The following is a 25144-nucleotide window of genomic DNA, read 5'->3' on the forward strand; positions in this document are numbered from 1 at the left end:
AAGGGGCAGTTCCAATGAAACTCAAAGGCAATCTCACAGGGCTCGTCGGCTGGCGCGGCATGGTCGGCTCGGTGCTGATCGACCGCATGCAGGCCGAGGGCGATTTCGACCTGATCGAGCCGGTGTTCTTCTCGACCTCCAACGCGGGCGGCAAAGCCCCCGCCCAGGCGAAGAACGAGACCACCCTCAAAAACGCCTTTGACATTGAAGCGCTCAAGAAGTGCGACGTCATCATCACGGCCCAGGGCGGCGATTACACCTCCGAAGTCTTCCCCAAGCTGCGCGCGGCCGGCTGGAAGGGCCACTGGATAGACGCGGCCTCCACGCTGCGCATGAACGACGACGCCGTCATCATCCTGGACCCTGTCAACCTGCCGGTGATCCAGAACGCGCTGGCCAAGGGCGGCAGCAACTGGATCGGCGGCAATTGCACGGTCAGTTGCATGCTGATGGGCGTGGGCGCGCTGTACAAGGCCGGCCTGGTCGAGTGGATGACCAGCATGACCTACCAGGCAGCTTCGGGCGGCGGCGCGCAGCACATGCGCGAATTGCTGACGCAGTTCGGCACGCTCAACAGCGAAGTCCGCTCGCTGCTGGACAACCCCAAGTCCGCCATCCTTGAAATCGACCGCCGCATCCTGGCCAAACAACAGGGCCTTAGCACCAGTGAGACCGCCAACTTCGGCGTGCCGCTGGGCGGCTCGCTGATCCCCTGGATCGACAAGGATCTGGGCAACGGCATGAGCAAGGAAGAATGGAAGGGCGGCGCCGAGACCAACAAGATCCTGGGCCAGGGTGCCAGCTTCGGCACGGCCGAAACCCCTGTGGACGGCTTTTGCGTGCGCATAGGCGCGATGCGCTGCCACAGCCAGGCGCTGACCTTCAAGCTCAAGAAGGACGTGCCGCTGGCCGACATCGAGGCCATGATCGCGGCCGACAACGAGTGGGTCAAAGTCGTGCCCAACACGCGCGAAGCCTCCATCAAGGACCTCACGCCCGTGGCCGTCACCGGCACCATGCAGATCCCGGTGGGCCGCCTGCGCAAGCTGGCCATGGGCCCCGACTACCTGGGTGCGTTCACGGTGGGCGACCAGCTGCTGTGGGGCGCCGCCGAGCCGCTGCGCCGCATGCTGCGCATCCTGCTGCAGGCCTGAAATAATGGAGGTGAGCGGCTGCCAACATACAGCCGCTTATCAGTAACTACATGTCACAGGACGTTGTCGTCAGACAACATCCGAAACTTGTAAGTTGCTGCTAACTCGCTGTGTCAAAACTTAAGTGGTGTCTTAGCTTGTCAGCCTAATGCCTTGATGTTAAGGTTGTTTTTCGAAAATTCGCATCGAGGTTTTTGTGCGCATAAGCAGAATAAAGTTACATGCAGACCGAGCACTGGAGGCTCACAACCCCATGAATAATCGCGGTCGTTGGCGCATAGGCGCCCTGGCAAGTGCCATTGCACTGCTTGGCAGCCTGGCAAGTCTGGAAGCCCACGCGCTCGCGCTGGGCCGGATCACAGTTCAGTCGGCATTGGGCGAGCCCCTTCGCGCTGAAATCGAGATCGCCGACATCAGGCCCGAAGAAGCGTCCAGCCTCAAGGCCGGCGTGGCCCCGCCCGACACCTTCAAGGCCGCGGGGCTTGAATACGGCAGCGTGGTTTCCGGCGTCGAGGTCAGCCTGCAGAAGCGCTCCGACGGCCGCTCCTTTCTGCGCCTGAGCAGCAACCGCCCCGTCACCGAGCCGTTTGTCGACCTGATCCTGGAAGCCAGCTGGGCCAACGGCCGCATCACGCGTGACTACACCATGCTGTTCGACCCGCCGGTCCTGCGCTCCGGCAGCTCCGCAGCCGCGCCCACCGCGCCGGTCCTGTCGTCCCGCCCCGCGGCGCCGCCCGCCAAGGGCATTGCCTCCATTCCCTACTCGCCGCCTGCCGGCCCCAGCAGCCGGCCCGCGCCGGTCGCCAAGGCCCCCGCCGCGCCCCTCGAGAAAGTGCCCGCCGGCGGTGACAAACAAGTCACCGTCAAGACCGGCGACACCGCCGGCAAGATCGCCGCCCAGAACAAGCCCGCCAGCGTGTCGCTGGACCAGATGCTGGTGGCCCTGCTGCGCAGCAACCCGGACGCTTTCATCGGCGGCAACGTGAACCGCATCAAATCCGGCGCCGTGCTGGACATCCCGAGCGCCGAAACCGCCGGCGCGGTTGCCGCTGGTGAAGCCAGCCAGACCATCGTCGCGCAAAGCAAGGATTTCAACAGCTTCCGCCGCAAACTGGCCGAAGGCGTGCCGGCCACCCAGGTGGCCAGCGCCGACCGCCAGGCCGGCGGCAAGGTGCAGGCCAAGGTCGAAGACCGCGCGCCCGCCAGCAGCACACCCGACAAGCTGACCCTCTCCAAGGGCGCGGTCCAGGGCAAGGCGGCTCCGACGGCGGCCGAAGACAAGATCGCCAAGGAACGCCAGGCCAAGGAAGCCTCCACGCGGGTGGCCGAACTGTCCAAGAACATCAGCGAACTGAACAAGCTGGGCGCCGCTCCCGCGGCAGCGCCCGCAGCCAGCGCGGCCAAAGCCCCCGGCGTCGCCGTTCCCGCGCCCGCCAGCATGCCAGCCCCAGCGGCCGCACCGGCGCCTGCCGCGGCAACCACCCCTGCCGCATCCACCCCGGCCATCACGCCGGCCCCGGCCCCGGCTGTTGCCGCCGCCACACCGCCGGCACCCGCCGCCAGCAGCGCGCCGGCAGCCGCCGCGTCAGCGCCCGCATCGGCAGCCTCCGAGGCAGCCACCAGCGCAGCCCCGGCGGCCGCCGCTTCCCAGCCCGCGCCCGCCGCCAGCGTTGCGGCAACGCCGCCTGTGGCCGCTGCGAAAAAACCCGTGGCCGCGCCACCACCGCCACCTGAACCCAGCCTGCTCGACGAACTGCTCGACAACCCGCTGATACTGCCCATCGCCGGCGGCCTGCTGCTGCTGCTCGCCGGTTTCGGCTTTTACCGCTACCGCCAGCGCGGCGGCGCGGCCCAGGTCGACAGCTCCTTCCTCGAAAGCAGGCTGCAGCCCGATTCTTTTTTCGGCGCCAGCGGCGGCCAAAGAATTGACACGAATGAAGGCAACGCCACAGGCTCGTCCCTGGTGTATTCGCCCAGTCAATTGGATGCCGCTGGCGACGTCGACCCCGTAGCCGAAGCCGATGTGTACCTGGCCTATGGACGCGACCTGCAGGCCGAGGAAATCCTCAAGGAAGCCATGCGCACCAGCCCGATGCGCGTGGCCATCCATGCCAAGCTGATGGAAATCTACGCCAAGCGCCGCGACAGCAAGGCGTTTGAGACCGTCGCCATCGAGGCTTTCAACCTCACCCATGGCAGCGGTCCCGAGTGGGCCTACATCACCGAAATGGGCCGAGAACTCGACCCCGCCAACCCGATGTACCAGCCGGGCGGGCAACCCGCCGGCGCCGGCCATGGCGGCAGCACCTCGGCCTTCAGCCCGGGCGGCACCGTGGCCATGGTGGCGCAGCCGGCGCATGTCCCCGCGCCCACGCCTTCGGTGGATGTCGACCTCGACCTGGACTTCTCGCTCGGAGACGAACCCAGTGAGCCGACCACGCCAGCGGCCATCTCGGCCCCGCCGCCTCCGCCGCCGGCACCGGTGCGTGTCGAGCCCACGGTGGCCATGAAGGCGCCGGAACCCGCTCCCCTGAACATGGATTTCAGCAGCGCCACGGTGGCACTCCCGACGGCCACGCCGCCGGCCGCCAAGCCCGCTCCGGCCGCGGCCGACGCATCTTTCCTCGACGAAGGCCTGAACTTCACGCCCGAACCGTTCACACCGGCCCCCAAACCGGCAGCGGCACCCGCCCCCGTGAAAGCGGCGGCGCCCGCGCCGGCCCCTGCGCCAGTAGCAGCACCGGCACCGGCACCGGCGGCCGACAACGGCATGCTGGAGTTCGACCTCGGTTCGTTGTCGCTGGACCTGAACGGCCCCACCACGGAAAGCCCCGCCCATCCCGAGGAAGCCCTGTCCATGTCCGGAGACCCGCTGGAAACCAAATTCCTGCTGGCCGAGGAATTCCGTTCGCTCGGCGATTCCGATGGCGCCAGGTCCCTGGCCGAAGAAGTGATGGCCGAAGCCAAGGGCCCGCTAAAGGTCAAGGCACAGGCCTTCCTGAACGCCCTGTCGTGAGCGCAGCCTGAACGCGCTGCGTTCACTGCGTGCCCGCCTGTGAGGATCGCACTCGGCATCAGCTACAGCGGCAGCGGCTACGAAGGCTGGCAGAGCCAGCTTTCGGGCAACACGGTCCAGGACAAGCTGGAGCTGGCGCTCGGCAAATTCGCCGCCCAGCCGATACGCACCCTGTGCGCCGGCCGCACCGACGCCGGCGTGCACGGCCTCATGCAGGTCGTGCACTTCGACACCCTGCTGCAGCGCGACATCGCCTCCTGGGTGCGCGGCACCAATGCCTTTTTGCCGGCCGACATCGCGGTGCAGTGGGCGCGCGAAGTCCCGGACGAATTCCATTGCCGCGGCAGCGCCATTGCGCGCCGCTATGCCTACGTAGTGCTGGAGTCGCCGGTGCGCCCCAGCGTGGAAGCCGGGCGCGTCGGCTGGGTCTACCGGCCGCTGGACGAGGCAGCCATGCGCCAGGCCGCCGCCCATCTGGTCGGCGAGCATGATTTCAGCTCCTTCCGGGCCGCGCAATGCCAGGCCAAGTCCCCGGTCAAAACCATCAAGCGCATCACAATCTCGCACCGTGGGGAGCCGGGCGCCCGCTACTGGCGCTTCGAGTTCGAAGCCAACGCCTTTTTGCACCACATGATCCGCAACATCATGGGCTGCCTGGTCGCCATAGGCCAGGGCAGCTACCCGCCGGACTGGCTGGCCAGCGTGATGGCCGCGCGCAGCCGCGATGCCGCCGCGCCGACGTTTTCGCCGGACGGCCTGTATTTCCTGGGGCCGGTGTATGAAGACCACTATGGCCTGCCGGCCCACGCGGCGGCCTATGATTGGCTGCCATGACACCCATCCCCCCACCCGTACCCGCATCAAGATTTGCGGCCTGACCCGCGAGGAAGACGTGGATGCCGCCGTGGCGGCCGGGGCCGACGCGGTCGGCTTTGTGATGTATGAGGCCAGCCCGCGCCATGTGACGGCCGAACGCGCCGCCGAACTGGCCCGCCGCCTGCCGCCTTTTGTGACCCCGGTGCTGCTCTTCGTCAACGCGCCCGCGGCCCGCATCAGCGCCGCCTGCGCCCTCATGCCCGCGGCTTTCCTGCAATTCCACGGCGACGAAACGCCCGAAACCTGCCTGCAGGCAGGCCGGCCCTTTATGCGCGCCGCGCGCATTCCGCTGGATGAAAAAGCCGCCGAAAACACCCCGGGCAACCCGGGCGGCTTTGATCTCGTAAAATATGCCCAGGACTTCAAGGCCGCACAAGCCATCCTCCTCGACGCCCATGTCGAAGGTTATGGCGGCGGCGGGAAAACATTCAATTGGTCACTTCTTCCTCCAAACGTCAACGCTCACCTCGTTTTGTCTGGTGGATTGACGCCTGCAAACGTGATCGATGGCATTTCGCAAGTCAGGCCGCGTTGCACAACGCTGGCCGTTGATGTCAGTTCCGGCGTAGAGGTTTCCAAGGGAATCAAAAGCGCCGACAAAATCAACCAGTTCGTCGCGGCCGTGCGCGCCGCCGACGAGTTACTTGCAAAGAGTCCCCATCATGTACGAGTACCACCAGCCTGATGCTTCCGGCCATTTCGGAATTTACGGCGGCAGTTTTGTTTCGGAAACGCTGACCCACGCGATCAACGAACTCAAGGCCGCCTACGCCAAATACCAGCACGACCCGGAGTTCATCGCCGAATTCCATTCCGAGCTGGCGCATTTCGTGGGCCGCCCCTCCCCGATCTATCATGCCGCGCGCATGAGCCGCGAACAGGGCGGCGCGCAGATTTACTTGAAGCGCGAAGACCTCAACCACACCGGCGCGCACAAGATCAACAACACCATAGGCCAGGCCATGCTGGCGCGCCGCATGGGCAAGCCGCGCGTCATCGCCGAGACCGGCGCCGGCCAGCACGGCGTGGCCACCGCCACCATCTGCGCGCGCTACGGCCTGGAATGTGTGGTTTACATGGGCAGCGAAGACGTCAAGCGCCAAAGCCCCAATGTCTACCGCATGAACCTGCTGGGCGCCACGGTGGTGCCGGTCGAAAGCGGCAGCAAGACGCTGAAAGACGCGCTCAACGAGGCCATGCGCGACTGGGTCGCCAATGTGGACAACACCTTTTACATCATTGGTACGGTGGCCGGCCCGCATCCCTACCCCATGATGGTGCGCGACTTCCAGAGCGTGATAGGCGCCGAATGCCTGCAGCAGATGCCGGAATTCATCGGCAGCAAACAACCCGACGCGGTGATCGCCTGCGTGGGCGGCGGCAGCAATGCCATGGGCATCTTCCACCCCTATATCCAGCATGCCAAAACCCGGCTGATCGGCGTCGAGGCCGCCGGCGAGGGCCTGGAAAGCGGCAAGCATTCGGCCTCGCTGCAGCGCGGCCTGCCGGGCGTGCTGCACGGCAACCGCACCTATGTGCTGCAAAACGAGGACGGCCAGGTCACCGAGACCCACAGCATCAGCGCCGGGCTCGACTACCCCGGCGTGGGCCCGGAACACGCCTTCCTCAAGGACATAGGCCGCGCCGAATACGTCGGCATCACCGACAAGGAAGCCCTGGAGGCTTTTCACTACCTGTGCCGCACCGAAGGCATCATTCCCGCGCTCGAATCCAGCCATGCCGTGGCCTGCGCCATGAAGATGGCCCGCAGCATGCGCAGCGACCAGAGCCTGCTCGTCTGCCTTTCAGGCCGGGGCGACAAGGACATAGGCACGGTGGCCGACCTCTCGGGCGCCGATTTTTATGACCGGCCTTCGATGCGCGGCCTCTCCGTCAAGGGCGGCACCAAGGAAACATCATGAGCCGCATCGCCACCACTTTCTCCACGCTGAAAAGCCAGGGCCGCAAAGCCCTGATCCCCTACGTCACAGCGGGCTTTCCCTTTGCCGACGTCACGCCGGAGCTGATGCATGCCATGGTGGCCGGCGGGGCCGACGTGATCGAGCTGGGCGTGCCGTTTTCCGACCCCAGCGCCGACGGCCCGGTGATCCAGAAAGCCGGCGACAAGGCCCTGTCCTTCGGCATAGGCCTGGCCCAGGTGCTGGACATGGTGCGCCAGTTCCGCAGCAAAGACAGCAGCACGCCGGTGGTCCTGATGGGCTACGCCAACCCGGTGGAGCGCTACGACATCAAGCACGGCGGAGGCAAGACGGAAAGCGCCTTCATCCGCGATGCGGCCCAGGCCGGCGTGGATGGTGTGCTCATCGTCGACTACCCGCCTGAGGAATGCGTGGAGTTCGCCGCCCGGCTGCGCGCGCACAACATGGATTTGATCTTTTTGCTGGCGCCCACCAGCACCGACGCGCGCATGGCCCAGGTGGCTGAAGTCGCCAGCGGTTATGTCTACTACGTCTCGCTCAAAGGCGTGACCGGCGCCGGCACGCTGGACGTGGGGGCCGTCGAAGCCACGCTGCCGCGCATACGCAAGCATGTGAACGTACCCGTGGGCGTGGGCTTCGGCATACGCGATGCGGCCACGGCCAAGGCCATCGGCAAGGTGGCCGATGCCGTGGTCATAGGCAGCAAAATCATCCAGCTGATCGAAAACCAGCCGCGCGACAAGGTGGCCGCCACCGCGCAGGCGTTTTTGCAGGAAATCCGTACTGCTTTGGACTGACTTTCAAGCGGGCCGGCCTGGGGCCGGACACCGGGCAAACCGGCGCATAATTGCGCTTTTCGCCCGGCAAGCCCCAGGCGCCGCCCGACACTACAAGGACTGACTTCATGTCTTGGCTAGAAAAACTTCTTCCCCCCAAAATCAGCCCCACCGACCCGACGGAACGCCGCCAGGTGCCCGAGGGCCTGTGGATCAAGTGCCCGAGCTGCGAGGCGGTGCTTTACAAAACCGACCTGGAAAAAAACCAGAATGTCTGCCCGCAGTGCAGCCACCACCACCGCATAGGCGCCCGTGCCCGGCTGGACGCCTTCCTGGATCCGGAAGGCCGTTACGAGCTGGGCCAGGAAGTTCTGCCGGTCGACGCCCTGAAATTCAAGGACAGCCGCAAATACCCCGAACGCCTGAAAGAAGCCCTGGAAAACACCCAGGAAACCGATGCGCTCGTCGTCATGGGCGGCGCGGTGCACAGCATAGGCGTGGTGGTGGCCTGCTTTGAGTTCGACTTCATGGGCGGCAGCATGGGCAGCGTGGTCGGCGAGCGCTTTGTGCGCGGCGTGCACGCGGCCATCGAGCAAAAAGTCCCCTTCATCTGCTTTACCGCCACCGGCGGCGCGCGCATGCAGGAAGGCCTGCTCAGCCTCATGCAAATGGCCAAAACCAATGCCGCCCTGACGCGCCTGGCCAAAAAAGGCCTGCCTTACATCAGCGTGCTGACCGACCCGACCATGGGCGGGGTGAGCGCCGGCTTCGCGTTTGTCGGCGACGTGGTCATTGCCGAACCCAAGGCCCTGATCGGTTTTGCCGGCCCGCGCGTGATTGAATCGACCGTGCGCGTGACGCTGCCGGAAGGTTTCCAGCGCGCCGAGTTCCTGCAGACCAAGGGCGCGATCGACTTCATTTGCGACCGCAGGGAACTGCGCAAGACCGTGGCCAACTCGCTGGCCATGCTGCTGCGCCAGCCTGCGGATGCCGTCAGCTGAGAGACCGGCAAGCCCTGCCTCCCCCTCCCCCCGAAAAGCCCCTCAAGCAAGGCGTATTAGCCGCACGAAAAGTTCGCAGCGCGGGTCACATGGGATGATGTGGTTCACGGCACCCCAGAGCACGATGAGACCATGTCAGAAGCCTTGACCCTGAGCTCCCTTCCCCTGTTTCCGCTGGGTGCGGTGCTGTACCCCGGCGGTGTCCTGCCGCTGCGCATTTTTGAGGTCCGCTACCTCGACATGATTGGCAAGTGCCACAAGGCCGGCGCGCCCTTCGGCGTGGTGTCGCTCATCGAAGGATCCGAGGTTCGCCGCCCCGCCGATGCCGGCGCCCCGACCGGCGACGGCTTTGCGCAGGAGACCTTCAGCAGCGTGGGCACCCTGGCCACCATCACCGAGTTCTCCATTCCCCAGCCGGGCCTGATGGCCATACGCTGCACCGGCGCGCAGCGCTTTGAAATCTCCCGACGCGAAAAACTCAAGCACGGCTTGTGGATCGCCGACGTCACCCGGCTGGAAGACGACCAGCCTGTCGCCATTCCACCCGACCTGCAAGCCGCGGCCGACGCGCTGGGCAGGCTGATCAAAAGCCTGCAGGTGCGCGACATACCGCAGGCCCAGATGCCGCTGCAGTCGCCCTACCGGCTGGACGACTGCGGCTGGGTTTCCAACCGCTGGTGCGAACTGCTGCCCATCCCCCTGGAGCTCAAGCAGCGCCTCATGCAGCTGGACAACCCCCTGATGCGGCTGGAACTGGTCAGCGACATCCTGGAGCGCACCGGCATCGCGCTCTAGGGTCCTGTGGACGATCCCAAAGCCTTTTCAGGCGGCCGGGCCAAAACGCCCCTGTAAAAACTTAAAATCGACAATTCGGCGCTTTTCGGGCCCACCTCGCGTGGGCCGGGCGCCCGGCACCTTTCGACCTCTTTCCGGAAACCTTGACCTTATGTCCAACCAGCCGAACACGCCCACCGCCACCCCCGCGCCACAAGACGAGAACAAGCTGATCGTCGAGCGCCGCGAAAAGCTCAAGGCCTTGCGCAAAGACCAGGCGGACGGCAAAGGCGTGGCCTTCCCGAACGACTTCAAGCCGACCGACCATGCGGGCAAGCTGCACGCCGCGCACGGCGGCAAGGACGGCGAGGCGCTGGCCGCCGAAGCCATTCCCGCCAAGGTCGCCGGCCGCATGATGCTCAAGCGCGTGATGGGCAAGGCGAGTTTTGCCACCCTGCAAGACAGCACCGGGCGCATCCAGATTTTCCTCACGCGCGACGAGATCGGCGAAGAACTGTATGCCGCCTTCAAGCACTGGGACCTGGGCGATATCGTGGCGGCCGAAGGCAAGGTCTTCAAGACCAAAACCGGCGAGCTGTCCATCCATGCCACCAGCGTGCGCCTGCTGACCAAAAGCCTGCGCCCCCTGCCCGGCGATTTTTACGGCATGGCCGACCAGGAACAGAAATACCGCCAGCGCTATGTAGACCTGATCACCGACGAACAGGCACGCAAGCGCTTCACCGCGCGCAGCAAGGCCGTCAGCTCGATCCGCGAATTCATGGTCAAGCACGATTTTCTCGAGGTCGAGACGCCCATGCTGCATCCCATCCCGGGCGGTGCCAATGCCAAACCCTTCAAAACGCACCACAATGCGCTGGACCAGGAGATGTTCCTGCGCATCGCGCCCGAGCTTTACCTCAAGCGCCTGATCGTCGGTGGTTTTGACCGCGTCTTCGAAATCAACCGCAGCTACCGCAACGAAGGCATCTCGGTGCGGCACAACCCCGAATTCACCATGATGGAGTTCTATGCGGCCTACTGGGACTACAACGACCTGATGGACTTCACCGAGGCGCTGATCCGCGACGCTGCGCAAAAGGCCGTGGGCACGCTGCAGCTGAGCTACGGCGGCAAGGAAGAAAAAGTCGACCTCGCCAGACCCTTTGCCCGCCTGACAATCCGCGAAGCCATCCTCAAGCACACCGAAGCGGGCGACCATGTCGACGACGCCGCCTGGCTCACCAATGCCCTCAAAAAACTGGGCATGAACGAGGAAAAAGACCGCCTCTCGACGCGATCGCTCGCCGGCCTGCAGGTGCTGTATTTCGAGGAGCTGGTCGAGGAAAAGCTCTGGCAGCCTACCTTCATCATGGAGCACCCGACGGAAATCTCGCCGCTGGCGCGCGCCAACGACAGCCGGCCCGAAGTCACCGAGCGCTTTGAGCTCTACATCACCGGCCGCGAATTCGGCAACGGCTTCAGCGAGCTCAACGACGCCGAAGAACAGGCCGCCCGCTTCAACGCGCAAGTCGCGGCCAAGGACAGCGGCGACGACGAAGCCATGTTCTACGACCACGACTTCGTGCGCGCCCTCGAATACGGCATGCCCCCCACCGGCGGTTGCGGCGTGGGCATTGACCGCCTGATGATGCTGCTGACGGACAGCCCCAGCATTCGGGATGTCATCCTCTTCCCCGCTCTCCGCCGCGAGGCTTAACCTCAGTTCCAGCTGTCATACACGATGCCACGCCAGCAGGGGCCGCGGGACTGGCTTAGCCAGACCGCAGGCGCCGCCCCCTTGAGGGGGGAACAGGCTACACGCAGTGAGCCTGGACGGGGGTGAGCCTATGTCATTGAAATACCTCGCCGCTTATCCCGAAAACCTGCGGGTCCAGGTTCAGCAATTGCTGGACAGAGGGCGGCTGGGCGAAGTGCTGCTCGCCAAATACCCCCAGGGCCACGGCGTGCGGACCGACAAGGCGCTGTACGACTACGTGATGGATCTCAAAAACGATTTCCTGCGCAGCTCCGAGCCGCTGTCCAAAGTCGCGTTTGACAGCAAACTCCACGTGATCGCGCATGCACTGGGCACGCACACCACCGTCTCACGTGTACAAGGCAGCAAACTCAAGGCCAAACGAGAGATCCGCGTCGCCGCCTTGTTCAAGGAGGTGCCGGCAGAGTTCCTGCGCATGATCACGGTGCATGAGCTGGCCCACATCAAGGAAAAAGCCCATGACAAGGCTTTCTACCAGCTGTGCACCCATATGGAACCGCAGTACCACCAGTATGAGTTTGATTTGCGCGTCTACCTCACACATGTGGACGCGGTGGGGAAGCTGGCCTGGCCGGGAAGCCAGGCGGCCTGAGGCCCGGCCGCAGCGTCAGGGAATCAACCCCAGTGCGTGCATATACGCCGGCTGCACCATCAACTCATCCCAGCCAAACGCCCTGCCCTGCGGCAACAAGGCCAGGCGGCGCAATTCACTGGCTTCCATGGCTTCCCACTGGCCCTTGAGCAGCGCCTCGGACATGCCGTCCAGCAGTTCGTCGACGGGCTGGCCCTCGCCCACGGACTGGTTGCACAGCAGCACCATGTCGCAGCCGGCGTTGAGCGCCGTGACGGCTGCCTCGGTGTAGCTCACTTCCTTGCCGTCGATCAGGCGGGCACCGGCCATGCTGAGGTCGTCGCTGAAAATCGCGCCGCCGAAGCCCAGCTGGCTGCGCAGGATGAAGTTGAGCCACTGGCTGGAGAAACCAGCCGGCCTGGCATCGACCTTGGGATAAATCACATGGGCGGGCATCACGCTGCTGAGCGTGGTGTTGAGCCAGCCGTAAGGCGCGGCATCGTCGGCCAGTATGGCTTTGAGGCTGCGCTTGTCGACGGGGATGTCGGTGTGGGAATCGGCCTTGACAAAACCGTGGCCGGGGAAGTGCTTTCCGCAGTTGGCGACGCCGGCCTGCAGCAGGCCGTGCATCAGGCTCTTGGCCAGCAGGGTGACGACGCGCGGATCGCGGCCGAAAGCGCGGTCGCCGATCACACCGCTTTCACCGTAATCGAGGTCCAGCACCGGCGTGAAGCTGAAGTCGACGCCGCAAGCGCGCAACTCGGCGCCCAGCACATAGCCGCAGGCGGTGGCCGCATTGGTGGCGGCCAGCTGGTCTTTCATCCACAGCAGGCCCAGCTCGCGCATGGGCGGCAGGTGGGTAAAGCCATCGGTCTTGAAGCGCTGCACACGGCCGCCTTCGTGGTCCACGCAAATCAGCAAATCCTCGCGGATGTCCTTGATCTCGGCGCACAGGTCGGACAGTTGCCGGCGATCCTTCCAGTTACGGGCGAACAGGATGATGCCGCCGGTCAGCGGGTGTTTCAGGCGCCGGCGGTCGGCCTTGGTGAGCGCATGGCCGGCGATGTCGATGATGAGGGGAGCGTGCTGGGTCATAAGAAAAATCCGGAGTTGGGGGCTTCCGTTGAGGGGTCAGGAGAGCTTTTCCACCACGCAGAAACTGGCGGCGTAGTCGGTCTCGTCGGTCACGGTGACATGGGCGGTGAGCTGGCGCGCCTCGAACCAGGCCTTGAGCGTGCCGTGCAGCACGATTTCGGGCTTGCCGCTGGCGGCCTTGGCGATTTCGCAGGAGCGCCAGGTCATGGGCATGCGCATGCCCATGCCTATCGCCTTGCTGAAGGCCTCCTTGGCGGAAAAGCGGGTAGCCAGGTAGCTGACGCCGCGGTCCGGCCAGCGCGCGCTGCGGGCCTTCCAGGTGGCCAGTTCGCCGTCGGCCAGGATTCTCCTGGCAAAGCGCTCGCCATGCTTGTCAAGGCTGGCGCGAATGCGGCGCACATCGCAAATATCCGTGCCGATACCGTAAATCATGCGGCTGCAAACGCCCGGTCTATGCTGGCCAGATAGCTCCTGACAGTGGCGGCGTAGCCCAGCTCCAGCGCGTCGGCGATCAGGGCGTGGCCTATGGACACCTCCAGCACGCCCGGCACTTCGCGCACAAACTCCGTGAGATTGTCGCGGTTCAGGTCGTGGCCGGCATTGATGCCCAGGCCGGCGGCCGCCGCAGCCTGCGCCGCCGCAGTAAAGCGGGCCAGCACCTGCGCTTTTTCGGGGGTGGGCCAGGCGCGGGCATAGGTTTCCGTATAAAACTCCACGCGGTCGGCACCCACGGCTTTGGCGGCCGCCATGGCTTCGGGGACCGGGTCCATGAAGAGGCTGACGCGCACGCGGCGGTCGTGCGCCTGCTGGATCAAAGGGCGCAGGCGCTCGGCGTCCTCAGGAAAGCTCCAGCCGTGATCGCTGGTGAACTGGTCTTCGCTGTCGGGCACAAAGGTGCACTGGTGCAGCGGCAGGCCGCGGGCGGCCAGGTCGTGCACAAAACCCATGAGGTTCTGGAAAGGATTGCCTTCGATGTTGAATTCACGGTCGGGCCAGTCCTTCATCAGCGCCGCGAGCTCAAAGACGTCGTCGGGACGGATGTGGCGCTCGTCCGGCCGCGGATGCACCGTGATGCCCTGGGCGCCGGCCTCCAGGCACAGTTCGGCGGCGCGGAGCACGCTGGGAATGTCCAGGTGCCGGGAATTGCGCAGCAAGGCAACCTTGTTGACATTGACCGACAACGCGGTCTTGTCGTGGGCATGGGAAACGACGGGAACAGGCGAAAGGATTTTCATGGCGGTGGCTCGTTAAAAAGCTTGCAGGTCCATCATCATTTGCCGGGTTTTCAGGACCTTGACGCCACAATGGTAGTGCAGCAGGCCGCGCAGCTGGGTTTTAAGCTCATTGAAGCCGGGAATACAGGCCCGCACGGTGTCGGAAAACAGGGACTCTTCGCCCAGCGCCTGCTGCAGCGCCTGCCACTGCGCGCCGGGCAGGCTGACGCGGTCGTCGTCATGCGCCTGCCGCAGTCCCGCCTCGGGCACCAGCACATAGCGGGTGTCCGGGTCCAGCGGCGCCAGCGTGGCGGTTTCGGCGTCCAGCAACGGCAAAAGGCCGATATCGCGCAGCAGCCGCAGCTCGAAGGCGCGCAAGGCCAGCTGCAGGGTCTCGGCGCTCTGCGCGGCGAGCAACTGCACCGTGGCTGCGTAGGCGTCAAACAGCACGGGGTGCGGGTCGTCGCGGGCCATCAGGCGCATCAGGAGTTCATTGAGGTAATAGCCCGACAGCAAGGCATCGCCGGTCGGCATGACGTGCCCGCCCTGCCATTCGGCACTCTTGAGGGTGCGGATTTCGGCGTCGCCGCCGAAGGCAATATGCAGCGGCTGCAGCGGCAGCAAAATCGGCCGGAAACTGGAACTCGGCTTCTTGGCCCCCCGCGCCACCAGCGCCACCCGCCCATACTTGCGGGTGAACACCTCCAGGATCAGGCTGGACTCGCTCCAGTCGTAGCGGTGCAGGACATAAGCGGGTTCATCGCCGATGCGTTTGGTGGCCATGGTTCAGGAGGTCGTACAGGAAATGAGCTGCGAGCACTTTGCGGCCTCCCCTTTCAAGCCGGGGCCGCGGAACCGGCTTTGCCGGGCCGCAGGCGCAGCGGCCCCCTCGGGGGGCAGGAAGCTACACGAAGTGAGCGACCGTGGGGGCCACATTACTCGTAGCCAAAGGTTTTAACTCTCGCTTCATCATCGGCCCAGCCCGAGCGGACCTTGACCCAGATCTCCAGGAACACCTTGCCGCCCGTGAGGGTCTCGAGCTCATGCCGGGCTTCGGTGCCTATGCGTTTGAGCTTTTCGCCCTTCTCGCCAATGATCATGCCCTTGTGGCCGTCGCGCTCGACAATGATGGTGGCGGCGATCTTGCGCAGGGTGCCCTCTTCCTCGTACTGGTCGATAACCACGGTGGAGGTGTAGGGCAGCTCGTCGCCGGTCAAGCGGAACAGCTTTTCGCGGATGATCTCGGCGGCCATGAAACGGTCGCTGCGGTCGGTCAGTTCGTCGGCGCCGTACATCCAGGGCTGGACCGGCAGGTATTTTTCGCAGATGCCGAACAGGCGCTCGATGTCCCTGGCGTTGTTGGCCGACATGGGCACGAACTCGGCGAAATTGTGCCGCTCCTGCATCTCCCTGAGCCAGGGTGCGATCTCGGCGCGCCGGTGTATCAGGTCGAATTTGTTGGCCAGCAGGATCGCGGGCGTCTTTTCGGGCAGCAGGGCCAGCACCTTGGCATCGGCCTGGTTGAACTGGCCGGCTTCGACGACGAACACGATCAGGTCCACATCATTGACGGCGCCGACCACGGTGCGGTTCAGCGAGCGGTTCAGCGCGTTGCCGTGCCGGGTCTGGAAACCCGGCGTGTCGACGAACACATACTGCGTCGCCTTGACCGTGCGCATGCCGGTGATGCGGTGGCGTGTGGTCTGGGCCTTGCGCGAGGTGATGCTGATTTTTTGCCCCACCAGGGCATTGAGCAGGGTGGATTTGCCCACATTGGGCTTGCCCACAATGGCGATCAGGCCGCAGCGCTGCTCGCCGGCGGCCGGCACGGCCGCGCCGCGCGAGGACAGGGCCTGCGCCAGCATGGCTTCGAGCGCATCGGGCGGCTGGACGGGTTCCAGGGCCTTGGCGGGGCGCTTTTTCGGCGCGGCTGCCGGTATGGCCGCGGGTTTCTTGGCTTCTTTTTTACCTGTACTCATAATTTTGGTGTGTTGGCCCGCAGCCTCTGGGCGGCGGCAGGCGCGGAGTCAGGATTCCAGCGTCTTGACAAACATCAGCATGGCCGCAGCGGCAGCCTGCTCGCCGGCCCGGCGCGAACCACCTATGCCGCGCTCGGCCCGCCCGAACTCTGCGATTTCACACTCGACGTCGAATGTCTGCTTGTGGGCGGCACCCATGGTGCCCACCACGCGGTAGATGGGCAGGTTCATTTTGCGCCCTTGCAGCCACTCCTGCAATTCGGTCTTGGGATCCTTGCCGATGGCCTGCATCTGAGGGTTGATCTCGACATCCTTGAAGAGGCGGTGCACCAGCCGGGCGGCGGTGTCAAAGCCCGCGTCGAGGTAGACCGCGCCTATCACGGCCTCCAGCGCGTCGGCAAGAATGGAGGGCCGCTTGTGGCCGCCGGACTTGGCCTCGCCCTCGCCCAGGCGCACCATCTCGGGCAGGCCCAGCCCGACCGCCAGCTTATGCAGGGTGTCCTGCTTGACCAGGTTGGCGCGCACGCGGGACAGGTCGCCTTCGGGCAGCTCGCTCAGTTGTTCATAGAGCAGGCCGGCCACCGCCAGGTTCAGGACGGAGTCGCCCAGAAACTCGATGCGCTCGTTGTGGTCGGACGAAAAACTGCGGTGCGTCAGTGCCTGCAGCAGCAGCTTGGGGTTGGAGAACTCATGCTCCAGGCGCTTTTGCAGCGCCGGCAGGCCCGGGCTCGAGGTGGCGCTGGCTCGCACTTATTTGGATTTGCCGCTGTACTTGAGCAGCAAGAAGGCAGGGCCGGCCATGTGGATTTCCTTGTTGTAGGCGAAGGACACCACCGTTTTATCGCCGTCCTTGGTCACTTCCAGGTCCTTGCCGGTAATCGATTTGATGTCGTCAATCTGGGCCGCCTTGTCGAAGATGGTCCGGACTTCCACCACGGTGCTGCCTTCCTTGGCCTTGTTGGCGGCTTTGGTGATGGCCTGAAGCTCCACCAGCGTCGGGAAAACCTGGGCGGCCAGAATCCCCGCGCAGACCAGGATGACGCAGAAAAACAGAAGGCCGATGAAGGAAAGGCCGCGTTGCTGATGTTTCATTTTTTCTCCTGCTCTGACTAGAAAACCCTCCGGCCCGCCGCCCCGGACGGCGCTGCCGCACATATTGCTATTCAAAAGAGCCGATACGCTTGAGGTTGCCGAAATTCATCCAGACAAAAAAGGCCTTGCCCACGATATTGGCCTCCGGGACAAAGCCCCAATAGCGCGAATCCTGCGAATTATCGCGGTTGTCGCCCATCATGAAGTACTGCCCCTCTGGCACCTTGCAGACCATGCCCTCGCTACTGTAACGGCAATTTTGCTTGAAAGGAAAGTCCATGACCTCACGCTCATCCAGCCCGGCGCGCCGTGTGTCGTCATTGAGCAGGCGGTATTTCTTGCCGCCGTTGACCTCTTCGAACTGCTTGGCGTAGCGCAGCACGTCCTCGTCGAAGAAGTCCGGCAGCGGCGTCTTGGGCAGGGGTTTGCCGTTGATGGTCAGCTTTTTGTTGATGTAGGCCACCTCGTCGCCGGGCACGCCGACCACGCGCTTGATGTAGTCCAGGCTGGGTTTGGGCGGGTAGCGGAACACCATCACGTCGCCGCGCTGCGGGCTCTGGTTGTTGATGACCTTGATGTTCAGCACGGGCAGGCGCACGCCGTAGTGGAATTTGTTGACCAGGATCAGGTCGTTGATCAGCAGGGTCGGGATCATCGAGCCGGAGGGGATCTTGAAAGGCTCGAACAGGAAGGAGCGCAGCAGGAAAACCACCACGATCACCGGGAACAGGCCGGCGGTCCAATCCAGCCACCAGGGCTGCATGATGAGCCGGGCGCGGGCTTCACCGAGGTTGTTGTTGTCGACCTGGGTGATGCCCTTTTGGGCCAGCTCGGCCTGGCGCCTGGCGGCGCTTTCCTCGAGCGCCGCGGCGGCCTTGTAGCGCTGCGGCAGGAAATAAAAGCGTTCGGCCAGCCAGTAGATGCCGGTGACCAGCGATGCCAGGAACAGCAGCAGGGAGAAGTTGCCTTCAACGGCGCCGAAGTACCAGGCGGCGCCGTAACCCACAAAGGCCGCCAGCACCGCGGCCGTGATCGTGCTCATTGCGCCGCGCATCAGTCTTCCACCTGCAAAATGGCCAGGAAAGCTTCCTGGGGTACTTCAACGGAACCGATTTGTTTCATGCGTTTTTTACCCGCTTTTTGTTTCTCTAGGAGCTTGCGCTTGCGTGAAATATCGCCGCCGTAGCATTTGGCGATCACGTTTTTGCGAAGCGCCTTGATTGTCTCACGCGCAATAATGTTGGCCCCGATAGCAGCCTGGATCGCGACGTCGAATTGCTGGCGCGAGATGATCTCGCGCATCTTGGCGACCACCGCCCGCCCGCGGTAGGCCGACTGGCTGCGGTGGACGATGATGGACAGCGCGTCCACCTTCTCGCCGTTGAGCAGGATGTCGACCTTCACCACGTCCGAAGCCCGGAATTCCTTGAACTCGTAGTCCATGGACGCATAGCCGCGCGAGACGGACTTGAGCTTGTCGAAGAAGTCCAGCACGATCTCGCCCAGCGGCATCTCATAGGTCAGCATGACCTGCTTGCCGTGGTAGGCCATGTTCAGCTGGATGCCGCGCTTCTGGTTGGCCAGCGTCATGACGGCGCCCACGTAGTCCTGCGGCATATACAAGTGCACGGTCACGATGGGCTCGCGGATCTCGTTGACGCGCCCGGCGTCCGGGATTTTGGACGGGTTCTCGACCATGATGGTCTCGCCGTCGGACTTGAGCACCTCATAAACGACGCTGGGCGCCGTCGTGATCAGGTCCTGGTCGAACTCCCGCTCCAGCCGCTCCTGGACGATTTCCATGTGCAGCAGGCCCAGGAAGCCGCAGCGAAAGCCGAAACCCAGGGCTTCGCTGACCTCGGGCTCATAGTGCAGCGAGGCGTCGTTGAGCTTGAGCTTTTCCAGCGCATCCCGCAGGGACTCGTACTCGCTGGCCTCGGAAGGGTAAAGGCCGGCAAAAACGGCCGGCTGGATTTCCTTGAAGCCGGGCAGCGCCTCGGTGGCGGTGAAGGCCGCGCCGCCAGTGCCGGGCTTGACCAGCGTGACGGTGTCGCCCACGCGGGCGGCTTGCAGCTCCTTGATGCCGGCGATCACAAAACCCACTTCGCCGGGCTCCAGCGACTGGCGCGGCTCGGTATGCGGGGTGAAGACGCCCAGCTGCTCGGCGTTGTACATCGCCTCGCTGGCCATCAGCTTGATGCGGTCGCCCCTGGCGAGCCGGCCGTCGACCACCCGCACCAGCATGACCACGCCCACATAGGCGTCGTACCAGCTGTCGATGATCATGGCGCGCAGCGGGCCGTCCGGGTTGCCCTTGGGCGAGGGGATCCGGGCGACGATGGCCTCCAGGATTTCATCGATGCCCATGCCGGTCTTGGCGCTGCAGGGAATCGCGTCGGTCGCGTCGATGCCGATGACCTCCTCGATTTCCTGCTTGGCGTTCTCGGGGTCGGCCTGCGGCAAGTCCATCTTGTTGAGCACCGGCACGACCTCGACGCCGAGGTCCAGCGCGGTGTAGCAGTTGGCGACGGTCTGTGCCTCCACGCCCTGGCTCGCGTCCACCACCAGCAGCGCGCCCTCGCATGCGGACAGCGAGCGGCTGACCTCATAAGAGAAGTCGACGTGGCCCGGCGTGTCGATCAGATTGAGGTTGTAAACCTCGCCGTTGAGTGCCTTGTATTTGAGCGCAGCGGTCTGCGCCTTGATGGTTATCCCACGCTCTTTTTCGATGTCCATCGAATCCAGAACCTGCGCGCTCATCTCGCGGTCCTGCAAACCACCGCAGCGCTGGATGAGTCGATCGGCCAAGGTGGATTTGCCGTGATCAATGTGCGCAATGATCGAAAAATTTCTGATGTGATTCATCAACGAGAACGCCTAAGTACTTGAAAGTATTGCGAAGAGATTGGGTGCGATTCGCGAGGGGCCATAAAAAAGGGCGCGTCGATTAGCGACGCGCCCTGAACCAACAATCTATGGCAACTGCGATAGTTGGAACTTCATTGTAGGCAAAAAGCCAGAGCCGAACAGTCCCGAAATTGCCATATTTTTGTCGTTGCAGGCTAGCAACAGGAATCTTATACACAACTTATTCACATTTTTAAACTGCATGTCTCTGAACAACTTGTGGGTGATCTGTGGATCAGTGTGTATTACCCAAAATCAAGTTGGAAAGCGGGATTTTGGGGTCCCCGATATATCCAAAAGACACAGAGGCAAGCCCCTATTCTACCGAAATCCGTCCGTGACCCGATTTTGTTGTGAGCAGTCACTAACAAAAAGCAAGTACCGGGCCGCTGAAAAATATATTTTTGAGGGGGCTTAAAAAGGCCTGGATGCCGGCAAAACCCATAAACCCCAGCAGGGTATGGGGGCCTTCCAGGCCCGTTGGCGGCTCCCGGCGCCGGGGCGCGGGGAGGGCCTCAAGAGAACAGGCCCGGCGATCCAGCCTGGGCCCGCCCTGCGATGCCGGTTTAGCGCGCGGGCCGGATCAGCGCGTACTGCGCCCATTCGCCGCGGCGGAACAGCACGTTGATGGCCTTGGTCTTGTCGATCTTGGCAAGGGCCGCTTCGAACTCCTTGACGCTGGTGACTTCCGAGTTGGCGATCGCCACAATCACGTCGCCTTCACGAAGCCCGGCGCGCGAAGCCGCGGCTTCGGCCGTATCCACCTTGACGCCGCCCTTGATCTTGAGTTCCTTCTTCTGCGCGTCGCTCACTTCGCTGACCGCCAGGCCCAGCGCCTGGGCCGCGCCCACGGCCGGCGCCTTGGGTTCGGGACCCGAAGCCTTGCGCGCCGGTTTTTCGGGCTCGACCTCGCCGATGGTGACCGAGAGGTCCTTGCTCGCGCCGCGCCTGAAGACGGTCACCACGGCCTTGGTGCCGGGTTTCACGTTGCCGACCATGCGCGGCAGGTCGCTGGATTTTTCAATGGGCTTGCCGTCGAACTTGATGATGATGTCGCCGGCCTCGATACCGGCTTTTTCGGCGGGCGCGCCGCTTTCAACGCCGCGCACCAAGGCACCCTGCGCCTTGCCCAGGCCTATGGATTCGGCCACGTCCTTGGTGACCTGGTCGATCTGCACGCCGATGCGGCCGCGCGTGACCCTGCCGTTGCTGCGCAGTTGGTCGGACACGCGCGCGGCCTCGTCGATGGGAATGGCAAAGGAGATGCCCTGGAAGCCGCCCGAGCGCGAGTAGATCTGGCTGTTGATGCCAACCACTTCGCCGCGCATATTGATCAGCGGGCCGCCCGAGTTGCCCGGGTTGATGGCCACGTCGGTCTGGATGAAAGGCAGGTAGTCGCCGGTGTCGCGCTGCTTGGCGCTCACGATGCCCGCCGTCACGGTGTTCTCAAGGCCGAAGGGCGAACCTATGGCCATCACCCATTCGCCCACCTTGAGGCGGTTGATGTCGCCGATCTTGACGGCCGGCAGGCCGGTTGCCTCGATCTTCACCACGGCCACGTCGCTGCGCTTGTCGGCGCCGATGATCTTGGCCTTGAACTCGCGCTTGTCCGCCAGGGTGACGAGAACCTCATCGGCGCCCTCCACCACGTGGGCGTTGGTCATGACAAAGCCGTCTGCCGTCAGGATGAAACCGGAGCCCACGCCGCGCGGCTGGTCTTCGTCGGGCTGCCCGCGGTCGGGCCGCGGCACGCGCGGCATATTGGGCGGGACCGGGATGCCGAAGCGCTTGAAGAACTCCAGCATCTGCTCGTCGGCGCTTCCGCCGGCCGAGGGTTTGGCTTTTTCCAGGGTGCGGATATTGACCACCGACGGGCCCACTTGCTCCACCAGATCCGTGAAATCGGGCAAGGTGCGGGTTTGCGCCCATGCGGGCGCCACCGGCACCAGCGTGGCGACTGCGGCGGCCGCCACCAGACCGGCGGTCAGGCAGGAGCGCAGGGGTTTCCAGTTCAATTCAAGCATCGTCAGCCTCGTCAAAAATAGGGGTCGTCAGGCAATCCGGTCCATCGCCGGAACGCCAGGAGCATATTATTTCTTGCGCTCCAGGCCGTTGGCAAAGAGCTTGAGGGTGGCCATGGGAACCTCGCCCATGACGGTGACCCAATAGGCATCAAGCTGCCGCGTGATGGTCTGCGTGGCGCCCATCGACAGGCTGGACTCCCTGTCGTGGCGTTGCCGGTCGAAGGGCTCCACAAAGATCGACACCGAGGCCAAGCCGTCCGAAAAAATCCATTGCAGGGGTTCTTCGCCGGGCGCCGGGTTGGCCGTCGCCGGCCGCTTGTAGCAGCTCATGGGCTTGAAGCCGGCCACCGGCGCCTTCAGGACCCAGCCTTCGGCGCTGGCGGTGGTTTTCACCAGGACCGGTTTTTCGACCCGGTAGCCGTCGACCTTGCCCATCATCTGCAGCAGCTTGTCCATCTTGACCGGGGCATCGAGCTGCAGCTCGGAAAACGCCGCCTGCTCCAGCACCTTGCCGTCGGTGTCCAGCGTCTGCAGCTTCACGACCAAGCCTTTTTTCTGCTCGGTCCAGACGCGGTAGCCAAAGCGCATGCTGTCCTTGGGCACCAGCAGCACGATGTCGGCTTCGACGCCGGCCACGCGCTCGGCGCCCTCCTGCTTGACCTTGTAGTAATCGGCGATACGGCCGTCGGCCGACTGCAGCAGTTGCGGGAACATGCCCAGCGACTCGCGCTTTTCACTGCGGACCACCTTGTGGTCGGGCATGAAAGTGACCACCTGGTCGTTGTGGCGGAAGATGGAGCGCGGCGCGCCCGTGAGCGTTTCGACCCGCTCCATCTGCTGGTCGCCCTCGCAGACATGCCAGATCTTGGCGCTGGACATGGCGCCGCCTGAGGAGACCACAAAGGTGCCGATGTAGGAGCGTTTTCGGGAGGCCTCATGCATGCGCATCAGCCAGTCGTTGATGCTGCGGGATTCCACGGCCGATGCCGCGGGGGCAGGCGTGGCCTGCGCCGCCACATAGCCCACGGCGGGCAAGGTGCACCCTGCCAGCGCGAGAAGACGGAGTAGCTTGAGGTTCATGGTGTCGCCAAAGCCCGGTCGCGGTGCAGCCTGCGCTTAGCGCGCTGCATTGCGAGGCGTCTCAAAGGTGGCATTGCGCAGAAAGCCCGACGGCTCCTGCAGCGCCGAGGTGCCGCCCAGCTGTTTGTGCGCGGCCAGCAGTTCCTCAAGCCGCGCATCGCGCACCACCGGGCCTTGCGGCGAGGCGACCACCACCTGCTGGGCAGAAGTGGAAGGAGTGGGCGCCTGGGCTAGCTGCGGTGCGGCGGTGGGCGTCAGCAGGCCAGCGGCATTCCATGCAATGGCGGACACCGCCGCGAGCGAGGCAAAGCCCGCCACCAGCTTCCAGCGGAACTCGCCGTCGTTGGCAGCCTGGCCGCGGTGATCGTGATCAGGCAGGGCCGCGGGCAAATCCTGGACGGCCGGCTGGACGGAGCGAGGGACGGCGGCCGGCGAGGCCTCCTGTGCCAGGCGCTGGTTCAGGCGGCTCAGGAATGCCGGGTCCGCGCCGCGCGCGCCATGGGCGGAACGCAGCGCATCGCCGATCAGGTGGTAGGTATCCCAGCACGCCACCGCCGAATCATCGTGCCGGCTGGCGTGAAGCGCGGCCGCAAAGTCTTCCCCGTCCAGCTGGCCATCGGCCAGGGCGGACATGAGTTCGCTGGTTTGCATAGACGGTTTCATGATGTTCTTGGTGTTCGTGGGGTTCATGGATGGCTCCTGGGTGCCGCGGCCTTACCAGCGCTTGCCGCTCTGGTTCTCCAGCAAAGGCTTTACCTTCTGCGAAATCGCTTCACGCGCCCTGAAAATCCGGGAGCGCACCGTGCCTATGGGGCAATCCATGGCCTCCGAGATCTCCTCATAGCTCAACCCTTCGATTTCACGCAGGGTGATGGCCTGTCGGAGCTCCTCCGGCAAGGCTTCCATGGCGGCATTGATGATTTCCGCGATTTCCTTGCTGGCCAGCACGGCATCCGGCGTTTCCGAGCTTGTTAGTTCGTTTTCCAGCGGGGAAGTTTCATCGCTTTCCTCGCTTTGGCCCGATTTGAAGGCATTTTCTGAGACGGTCGGGTCCCGTTTGAGGTCCATCAGGGCCTTTTTCGCGGTATTCACGGCGATCCGGTACAGCCAGGTGTAAAACTGGGCCTCGCCCCTGAACTGCGCCAGGGCCCGGTAGGCCCGGATAAACGTCTCCTGGGCGATGTCCTCCACCAGGTCCACGTCGCGGACCATGCGGCCTATCAGGCGCTGGATGCGCCGCTGGTACTTGATGACCAGGAGCTCATAGGCTTTCTGGTCGCCCGCGACCGTGCGCTCGACCAGCATGGCATCGCTGTCGGTGGCTTTTTCCAGCGGCAAAAGTGGCAGGTCGGCGCTCATAAAGGGTTTGGCCCACCGTCTAGGGAGTGCATAGCCCCCGATACTGCCACAGCTGCTTTGTGCGGCGAATAAACCGCCCTGCGCAGGTCCAGCCAGCGATCGGGCATGCTGCGCCGCTCCATCCAGAGCCATAAACAGGCATGGGCCTGGTTTTCAAGCCGAAGCAGCAGGATATTCTGGAAATCGGCCAGGACCGACAGGCCGTATTCGGCAACCCCGGCCTGGTAGCCCGGGCTCTCCCAGCGCCAGACTTCGCCGTCCCAGGCGAGCTGGCCTGCCGGGGCGTTTCGCCAGCCGACATAGGCCGCCGCTCCGGCTGCGGCAACACAGACAAGCGCCAGCGCGATACGCCAGTCGAGCCGCCCGGTGCCCTGGAACAACCACAGCAGGGTCAGCAACAAGCCGCAAAGCCACAGGCCCAGCAAGAGCGCGCCCAGAAAAGGCGAACGCCCCAACGGATAAACAACCGGAGGGGCGTTGTGCGTGGCCAAGGGCTGCGGAGCGCG

Annotated in this window: 24 protein-coding genes; 10 read left to right on the forward strand and 14 right to left on the reverse strand. The window is 64.3% G+C overall.

The window, feature by feature from the left end:
* Window positions 1-14: 14 nt before the first annotated feature.
* The 10 genes from asd (at window position 15) to ACEN9P_RS03770 (ending at window position 11909) form a co-directional block, all read left to right on the forward strand.
* Window positions 15-1154 carry an aspartate-semialdehyde dehydrogenase gene (asd, locus tag ACEN9P_RS03725; RefSeq protein ID WP_495621119.1) on the forward strand — a complete coding sequence of 380 codons (1140 nt, stop codon included), beginning with the start codon at window positions 15-17 and terminating at the stop codon, window positions 1152-1154.
* 253 nt (window positions 1155-1407) lie between these two features.
* Window positions 1408-4170: a FimV/HubP family polar landmark protein gene (locus tag ACEN9P_RS03730; protein ID WP_495621120.1), complete on the forward strand. Its 2763-nt coding sequence runs from the start codon at window positions 1408-1410 to the stop codon at window positions 4168-4170.
* 39 nt (window positions 4171-4209) lie between these two features.
* Window positions 4210-5004, forward strand: a complete 795-nt coding sequence (gene truA / locus ACEN9P_RS03735) for a tRNA pseudouridine(38-40) synthase TruA (RefSeq protein ID WP_477664839.1) — start codon at window positions 4210-4212, stop codon at window positions 5002-5004.
* Window positions 4988-5731, forward strand: a complete 744-nt coding sequence (locus tag ACEN9P_RS03740) for a phosphoribosylanthranilate isomerase (RefSeq protein WP_495622136.1) — start codon at window positions 4988-4990, stop codon at window positions 5729-5731. Before truA ends, ACEN9P_RS03740 begins: the two co-directional genes overlap by 17 nt.
* Window positions 5709-6968, forward strand: coding sequence for a tryptophan synthase subunit beta (gene trpB / locus ACEN9P_RS03745; protein WP_477664838.1), 1260 nt, complete (start codon window positions 5709-5711; stop codon window positions 6966-6968). Before ACEN9P_RS03740 ends, trpB begins: the two co-directional genes overlap by 23 nt.
* On the forward strand, window positions 6965-7783 hold the full coding sequence (gene trpA / locus ACEN9P_RS03750; RefSeq protein ID WP_477664837.1) for a tryptophan synthase subunit alpha: 819 nt from the start codon (window positions 6965-6967) through the stop codon (window positions 7781-7783). The genes trpB and trpA overlap by 4 nt, the downstream gene beginning before the upstream one ends.
* A 107-nt stretch (window positions 7784-7890) precedes the next feature.
* Window positions 7891-8763, forward strand: a complete 873-nt coding sequence (gene accD, locus ACEN9P_RS03755; protein ID WP_007866591.1) for an acetyl-CoA carboxylase, carboxyltransferase subunit beta — start codon at window positions 7891-7893, stop codon at window positions 8761-8763.
* Between the two features lie 132 nt (window positions 8764-8895).
* Window positions 8896-9558 (forward strand): LON peptidase substrate-binding domain-containing protein, encoded by a 663-nt coding sequence (locus tag ACEN9P_RS03760; RefSeq protein WP_477664836.1) that lies wholly within the window; start codon window positions 8896-8898, stop codon window positions 9556-9558.
* 151 nt (window positions 9559-9709) lie between these two features.
* Window positions 9710-11257, forward strand: a complete 1548-nt coding sequence (gene lysS, locus ACEN9P_RS03765) for a lysine--tRNA ligase (protein ID WP_495621121.1) — start codon at window positions 9710-9712, stop codon at window positions 11255-11257.
* Between the two features lie 130 nt (window positions 11258-11387).
* A complete protein-coding gene (locus tag ACEN9P_RS03770; RefSeq protein ID WP_495621122.1) occupies window positions 11388-11909 on the forward strand; it encodes a YgjP-like metallopeptidase domain-containing protein in 522 nt (173 codons plus the stop codon).
* Between the two features lie 15 nt (window positions 11910-11924).
* Here the strand turns inward: ACEN9P_RS03770 and nagZ are convergent, their stop codons facing one another.
* From nagZ to ACEN9P_RS03840, 14 genes are all read right to left on the reverse strand, one after another.
* Entirely contained in the window at window positions 11925-12983 is a 1059-nt protein-coding gene (gene nagZ / locus ACEN9P_RS03775) for a beta-N-acetylhexosaminidase (protein ID WP_074577663.1), read from the reverse strand.
* A 36-nt stretch (window positions 12984-13019) separates the two neighbouring features.
* Window positions 13020-13415, reverse strand: coding sequence for a holo-ACP synthase (acpS, locus tag ACEN9P_RS03780; protein WP_074577664.1), 396 nt, complete (start codon window positions 13413-13415; stop codon window positions 13020-13022).
* Window positions 13412-14218, reverse strand: a complete 807-nt coding sequence (locus ACEN9P_RS03785) for a pyridoxine 5'-phosphate synthase (RefSeq protein WP_495621123.1) — start codon at window positions 14216-14218, stop codon at window positions 13412-13414. The genes acpS and ACEN9P_RS03785 overlap by 4 nt, the downstream gene beginning before the upstream one ends.
* A gap of 12 nt (window positions 14219-14230) precedes the next feature.
* Complete coding sequence (gene recO / locus ACEN9P_RS03790) at window positions 14231-14980, reverse strand: DNA repair protein RecO (RefSeq protein WP_477664057.1); 750 nt, start codon at window positions 14978-14980, stop codon at window positions 14231-14233.
* A 152-nt stretch (window positions 14981-15132) separates the two neighbouring features.
* Window positions 15133-16176, reverse strand: coding sequence for a GTPase Era (gene era, locus ACEN9P_RS03795; RefSeq protein ID WP_495621124.1), 1044 nt, complete (start codon window positions 16174-16176; stop codon window positions 15133-15135).
* Between the two features lie 48 nt (window positions 16177-16224).
* The gene (rnc, locus tag ACEN9P_RS03800; protein ID WP_007873895.1) at window positions 16225-16926 is read right to left on the reverse strand and encodes a ribonuclease III; all 702 of its coding nucleotides are present in this window, start codon (window positions 16924-16926) and stop codon (window positions 16225-16227) included.
* On the reverse strand, window positions 16927-17268 hold the full coding sequence (locus ACEN9P_RS03805) for a DUF4845 domain-containing protein (RefSeq protein WP_495621125.1): 342 nt from the start codon (window positions 17266-17268) through the stop codon (window positions 16927-16929).
* A gap of 67 nt (window positions 17269-17335) precedes the next feature.
* Window positions 17336-18310, reverse strand: coding sequence for a signal peptidase I (gene lepB / locus ACEN9P_RS03810; RefSeq protein ID WP_477664060.1), 975 nt, complete (start codon window positions 18308-18310; stop codon window positions 17336-17338).
* Window positions 18311-18321: 11 nt separating this feature from the next.
* Window positions 18322-20133, reverse strand: a complete 1812-nt coding sequence (gene lepA / locus ACEN9P_RS03815; RefSeq protein WP_074577666.1) for a translation elongation factor 4 — start codon at window positions 20131-20133, stop codon at window positions 18322-18324.
* Window positions 20134-20741: 608 nt separating this feature from the next.
* A complete protein-coding gene (locus tag ACEN9P_RS03820; RefSeq protein WP_495621126.1) occupies window positions 20742-22199 on the reverse strand; it encodes a DegQ family serine endoprotease in 1458 nt (485 codons plus the stop codon).
* A gap of 66 nt (window positions 22200-22265) precedes the next feature.
* Window positions 22266-23279 (reverse strand): MucB/RseB C-terminal domain-containing protein, encoded by a 1014-nt coding sequence (locus ACEN9P_RS03825; RefSeq protein WP_495621127.1) that lies wholly within the window; start codon window positions 23277-23279, stop codon window positions 22266-22268.
* A gap of 36 nt (window positions 23280-23315) precedes the next feature.
* Window positions 23316-23969, reverse strand: coding sequence for a sigma-E factor negative regulatory protein (locus ACEN9P_RS03830; RefSeq protein WP_495621128.1), 654 nt, complete (start codon window positions 23967-23969; stop codon window positions 23316-23318).
* Window positions 23970-23993: 24 nt separating this feature from the next.
* On the reverse strand, window positions 23994-24638 hold the full coding sequence (rpoE, locus tag ACEN9P_RS03835; RefSeq protein WP_074577668.1) for an RNA polymerase sigma factor RpoE: 645 nt from the start codon (window positions 24636-24638) through the stop codon (window positions 23994-23996).
* Window positions 24635-25129, reverse strand: coding sequence for a hypothetical protein (locus ACEN9P_RS03840; RefSeq protein ID WP_495621129.1), 495 nt, complete (start codon window positions 25127-25129; stop codon window positions 24635-24637). The genes rpoE and ACEN9P_RS03840 overlap by 4 nt, the downstream gene beginning before the upstream one ends.
* Between the last annotated feature and the right edge of the window lie 15 nt (window positions 25130-25144).

This window comes from Polaromonas sp. Polasp52 (assembly GCF_059491565.1).